The 5,346-nt window shown below is 48.4% G+C and carries 7 protein-coding genes; 6 read left to right on the plus strand and 1 reads right to left on the minus strand.

All coding sequences use genetic code 11. The annotated features are described in order from the left end of the window. Positions 1 to 970: 970 nt before the first annotated feature. The gene (locus IKG78_RS06580; protein WP_290933981.1) at positions 971 to 1,207 is read left to right on the plus strand and encodes a hypothetical protein; all 237 of its coding nucleotides are present in this window, start codon (positions 971 to 973) and stop codon (positions 1,205 to 1,207) included. Between the two features lie 131 nt (positions 1,208 to 1,338). Here the strand turns inward: IKG78_RS06580 and IKG78_RS06585 are convergent, their stop codons facing one another. Further along, positions 1,339 to 1,635 (minus strand): hypothetical protein, encoded by a 297-nt coding sequence (locus tag IKG78_RS06585; RefSeq protein ID WP_290941254.1) that lies wholly within the window; start codon positions 1,633 to 1,635, stop codon positions 1,339 to 1,341. Positions 1,636 to 1,761: 126 nt separating this feature from the next. On the opposite strand from IKG78_RS06585, the gene IKG78_RS06590 reads away from it, so the two are divergent. The 5 genes from IKG78_RS06590 to IKG78_RS06610 all read left to right on the plus strand — a co-directional run. Next, complete coding sequence (locus IKG78_RS06590) at positions 1,762 to 2,112, plus strand: hypothetical protein (protein WP_073321157.1); 351 nt, start codon at positions 1,762 to 1,764, stop codon at positions 2,110 to 2,112. Between the two features lie 2 nt (positions 2,113 to 2,114). Further along, positions 2,115 to 3,098, plus strand: coding sequence for a hypothetical protein (locus tag IKG78_RS06595; protein ID WP_290933990.1), 984 nt, complete (start codon positions 2,115 to 2,117; stop codon positions 3,096 to 3,098). 9 nt (positions 3,099 to 3,107) lie between these two features. Then, the gene (locus IKG78_RS06600; RefSeq protein ID WP_290933993.1) at positions 3,108 to 3,725 is read left to right on the plus strand and encodes a DUF2612 domain-containing protein; all 618 of its coding nucleotides are present in this window, start codon (positions 3,108 to 3,110) and stop codon (positions 3,723 to 3,725) included. Between the two features lie 8 nt (positions 3,726 to 3,733). Continuing rightward, positions 3,734 to 4,597, plus strand: coding sequence for a hypothetical protein (locus tag IKG78_RS06605; protein WP_290941257.1), 864 nt, complete (start codon positions 3,734 to 3,736; stop codon positions 4,595 to 4,597). Between the two features lie 15 nt (positions 4,598 to 4,612). Beyond that, positions 4,613 to 5,346 (plus strand): hypothetical protein (locus tag IKG78_RS06610; protein ID WP_290941259.1); only part of this gene is annotated, 734 nt, incomplete at its 3' end.

Here is a 5,346-nt window from a genome sequence, read left to right on the forward strand (position 1 = left end):
ATGTGAAGTTATTGTGTGAGACACTTCATATCGAAATTCCAAATGAGTATAGATAACTGCAAATAACAGTTTGTAGGGGAGTTCTGATACTCCCCTATAAAAATGGCTATTTATCAACTGTTTGTTGTGACATAGCCAAAAAAATTTTGAACTGCGTGCAATTATACCTGGAAAATTTGACATTTCGAGCATGTTTTTTTAGATTTCATTTAAATCTTATAAACCAAGAGGAATGGCAAGAAAAAAAAGAACTTTTATTCTCTAACATCGAAAAAAAAGAATCAAAAATTTCTCTGCCATACCTATATTTTCCAAATTCCCAAACAATAAAAAAAATAATAAAAAGCATAAAAAGTATAAAAAATTTTCTCCGTCATTTTATGTCATTTAGTTTGTTCTGAAAATATAGAACAAGCTAATAATTTTTAGAAAAACGGTTTGACACCCCATCTTGACTCGCGACAAAAAAAATCGTAAATTTGCTTTCGTGGCCGGACGAACCATTCAAATCGAATAGCGAATCTGTACAAGTTCACAGTTCATCGTTACCACCGCGATGAACAGCAGCAATAGGGGTAAATCCAATGTCAGGATTCCTTTCAAGCTTGGTCAAGGTAGTCGTAGTGGCTGTCGTAACCGAGGTCGCGAAAGAAGTTGTGAAGCAAGTAAACGAAAACTAGCTTGCACTTCGAACAAAGCCGAGAATCCAATTCACCGTCATTCGTAAGTCCTTCGGCAAGGATGAGAACGACACAACAAAAGGTTCTGATGAAGAGCGACCTTTACAAGGAGGCTACTATGAAATAGTACGAGCTGCAGCAAATAAAAAAAACAATCGCCCACATGGAAGTGGGAAAGGAATAAAAAATGAGTATTTTCAATTGCATTGAAAAAATTCTTCCTCCCTTTATTACGGACCCGGACCCTAAGGATATTATTCGCAGGCTTCTCCGTCCATTGGATTGGCTCGATGAACGCTAACCATCATCCCGCCAGCACCAAATACATTATTGAATTTGATATTAGACCGATAGTCGTATCAGTGCGCAAGATAACTGTCGGCATGATTGATTTGGTTCCCTCCAAGGGAACAAATATAGATAAGAAGTCCGAAAGGGCTGCACAAGATGATAAGGCGGAGCCTTCAACGGCGATGCAAAAACACAGATTAGTACCCCATATCGGGGTCATACAATTAAAGAAATAGATTGAATTGTCCCACCTAATTTCCCCCTACAAGGCAAGCGCTCACCTTGTAGGGGCTTTTCTTTTGGTGTCTTTTGCGATAATTAGGCGTTCCAAGCGAGAGCGCCTTTTTCTTTCATTCTCAAATTTCAGCTAAACGAAGCCTTCCGTTTCGGCAATCTTTGCAATATGAAGCAGCAGTTCGCGCATCGTCGTGAACTTGGCTATTGTTTCCGCTTCATCGACTAGGTGCTTGTCAAACACGGCGCGAGGCACACCGTCAGAATAGCTTTCGATGGCATCATCCAAAAGGCCGACCTTACTCCTATGCCATGCGGAGAAATAATCCTTTGCCCAGCTGTACGTTCCTTTTTCCAGCTTGAGCTTCTTGGTGATATTCTCGTAAAGCGTAGTCGTCATTTGTTCAGAACCTTTATTTCTTTCCTTCAAAATATACTCAATTCGCACAGGTTCGCAAGGCGTAAATAAGAATTATTCATCCCTTCTTTTGGTGTCTTTTGGGTTGATTTGGCATAATTCACGCCTTACACCAAAGCGTATCTAGTTTACGGGCTGATGAATGAAATGGCCCTTGACAATTCCCACGACATTTTCCTTGATGGCGACCATATCTGCCGTATCGGCAACATCGCCAAGAAGGTTCGACAGGCTGTTCTCTGCCTGTTAAAGACGGAAGAAGGGGAAGCGTTCACCAACATCGAACACGGCGTTCCCTGGCTTGAAAAGATAGCCGGTTTACCCGTTTCACACCTCGACGTAGCCCAGCGCATCATTCGCGAAAAAATCGAGGCGGTCAAGGGCGTAAAATCCGTAATCGCGATAGACCTCGCAACAGACGGAAGAAACCTTACTGGAAAATTTAGCGTCCAGAGCATCGACGGCAGAACCATCAACGGGGATTTCTAGCGATGGCGATAAACGCAGTCATTGTGGACTCTATATCGGGAATCTCCATCAAGAGCTACCGCGAAATCCGTCAAGCCATCGCCACCAGCTTTACGGAGGTGTTTGGCGCCTCCATCAACCTGGAGCCGTCCTCTCCCGACGGCATGTTCGTTGACCTGCTTGCATACATGTACACGGAGCTTGCACAGGTGATACAGACCGTCGGCGCGAACATCGACGTTTCGACAGCGACGGGAACATTCCTGGATATGCTCGCATCTATCGCGGGACTTGCACGAAACGAGGGCGAAACGGACGAATCCCTAAGACAGCGCATAGAGACTGCGACTTTCGACGGCTTGGCGACTCCCGACGGAATGACGACCTACCTGAAAGAGAACATCACGGACGGCATCACCTTCAAGGAAAACACGAAGAACGAGACCGTCGGCGGAATCCCCGCCCATTCTTTCGTGGTATTCGTCCCAGTCACTTTCAGCACCGAGGATATTGACCCGTCCGATAAGGACTGGCAAGCCATTCTCGACGACAGCACACGCGCCCACACCGTCCAGAATTTCATCGCACAAAAGATTTGGAACTGCAAGCCCGCAGGCATTCAGAGCTACGGAAACAACAGCGGCGAGGCTCGCGACGTAAGCGGCTTCCTGCAACAGGTCCAGTTCAGCTTTATCCAGGGCGTTTCCTACCTCGTTCGCATCGACTTTACTGTCTATGACGAAGAAACCTTGCCATCGGACTATGAACAGGTCATAAAGAATGTCGTCTGCGAATGGGCCAAGAAGGAATACACTTCGGGAAAGGACTTGATACCGCAAAGAATCAGCGCCCCCATCTACAGCAATGTTCCGGGCATCGAGTCCATCACGGTCACGGTCGCAAACGTGGACAATCCACGCCACTGGACAGACGAGCGCGTCCCCATAGACGAAGACAAGATTGTTTCCATCACGGCAGAAAACATCACGGTCACGCTCGTAAGCTAGGAAATCGCCATGCAGCACATCACGGACTTATGGCAGCATATCCAGCACCTTGTAATCACGCAGTACAGGGACTCCACAAACCTTCTCTCGCTCTTGAGGAAAGTCTTTTCCAGTTTTCAGGATTTGGAAGATAGTGCGTTCAGGCTTTCCAACTTCGCGAACATCGACGAGGCGGAAGGTGAATGGCTAGACCTTATCGGAAAGTTCCGCAACATTCCGCGACAACCCGGCGAGACGGATGAAATGTATAAGGCGCGTCTCAAAATTTCCTTCAAGAAAAACTCCGCAGGAACGCCGAACAATATCATTGAAAACGCCCGTGACCTTTCGGGCGACCCGAACCCGCATTTCCTTGACGAATGTCCCGCCATCTTTTTCGTCTATACGCCGCGAGGCAGGCAGCTTCGACGCCGCGTACTTCAAATGCTGGCGCCTGCTGGCGTTCTCGCGCTCCCCGCTGCGGGATTGAAGCTGGCTGGTTCAAATAGGTTCCTCGCGACGGTGCAGCATCCGCAAAAGAAGATTGTGACCGTCGCGCTTGAGGAAAGCGTAATCGAGAACAACTATCTCACGACAGAAACTGGGCAACGGATAATGACCGAAGACGGCAAGTACATCGTCTTATAGGAGAATCCATGGCAGAAGAAAATACCACCATCCTAGAGCTGGACACAAGCACGTTCGAAGCCCTCAAACAGGGCGGGTACTTTGCCGTAAGCATCCTTGGCCATACCTACAAGGTTGCCTTGAGTGAACTGGAAGGAGTCGGAGCAAGCGACCACAAGGTCTGCGTCCAGCAGGGCGACGAAGCGGGATTTCTCGCCAATGTTCTCGTTCCCGACGGGGACGCCATCACTCTCACGCCCCTAAACGGCACTTTGCGAATAGGCGTGAACTTGACGGGAGAAAGCGACCCAAAACTCGCAACGCTGCCGGAATCGGATATAGACAGCGAAACGAGCAACTATGGTTCATACCAGCTCAAGCAGGGCGCGGAAGAACTTGTCTGGGGCGACGTTGAAGGCGAAACATTCGACTACTGCAACGCCAAAATTTACCAGAGCATGAGAATATCGGACGCCCAGGGTTCCATTACAAAATGCACCATCGCGCTTGCAGGAACGCTTGCATCGAACAACGCATGCCTCTGCATCGGAGTTTTCGACACGGAAGGAAACCTGCTCGGACACACGGGGCTGCGTCACTACGGCGTCGATTTCGACAGCTCGACGGAACTCTGCACTTTCGACATGACTGAAATGAGGCAGGGCGCCTTGACGATAAAGCGGAATACGCGATATATCGTTCAAGTTTGGTCTGTAGGAGTCCAGCTCGCCGCCAAGGACAGAACCAATTACAACTACCAGTATGACTACACGCTGCGTCAGAACCTGGAAACGACAGTCGGCAACAAGATTTATTTCGTTGACCCGCTGAACGGCATTTTCAATACGGCGAGCAAGATTCCTTTCGTCTCGTTCGGCGCAAGCACAGTCTAATTCAAGGAGCGTTTCATGGAACTGGAAGAAAACATTACCACGGTGCCGCTGCTTGAAGAAGCGGACAATCTTACCCTCAACGACCTTCTCTACATCGTGCAGGGCCTGAACTCCGACAGGGACAGGAAACTATCGCTTGAAAAATTGCGCGACTTTCTGCAAAGCGTTTTCAAGAACATCACCGTCGTCGGCATAGGAAACCATCCCGACACTACAACCATTACTCCCTCCGGCGTGACTGTTTCCGGCATGGGTGGCACTACAGAAATAGGGAAACAGGCGGTGACAACGACCTTTCTTTCCGCCTATTCGCTCACGCTTAGGAACTCCAATCATACAGTCACACTTTCCGTCAATGCTTCCACGAACGAGCTTGTGATAGACCATTCCATCAATCTCGATGGAGATATTACCTCTAGCGGAAAATTTATCGCCAAAAGTGGAAGCACTGCAACGCACAATCTCTATACATCAGAGCTTGGGCCAAGCGGCCTCGAAATCAAAGGACCGGGCGGAACGACGAAGATTACGATGATAGCGCTCACGACGCAGTATATCTCCGCCCAGGTCTTGTCCATAAGTGGACAGGCAACTATAAAGAAGCTCTCCACAGACCAGCTTATTCTCAACTTCACGCCGCTGGAACAGTCCGACGGAGACGCGAGCCAGGGACAGTATCGTTCCATGACAAACTGCGAAAGCCACTGCACATCCGGCATACCGTCTGAATACTACACAGCCGTTTGTCC

Origin of the sequence: Fibrobacter sp. (genome assembly GCF_017545445.1) — a bacterium.
GTDB lineage: Bacteria > Fibrobacterota > Fibrobacteria > Fibrobacterales > Fibrobacteraceae > Fibrobacter.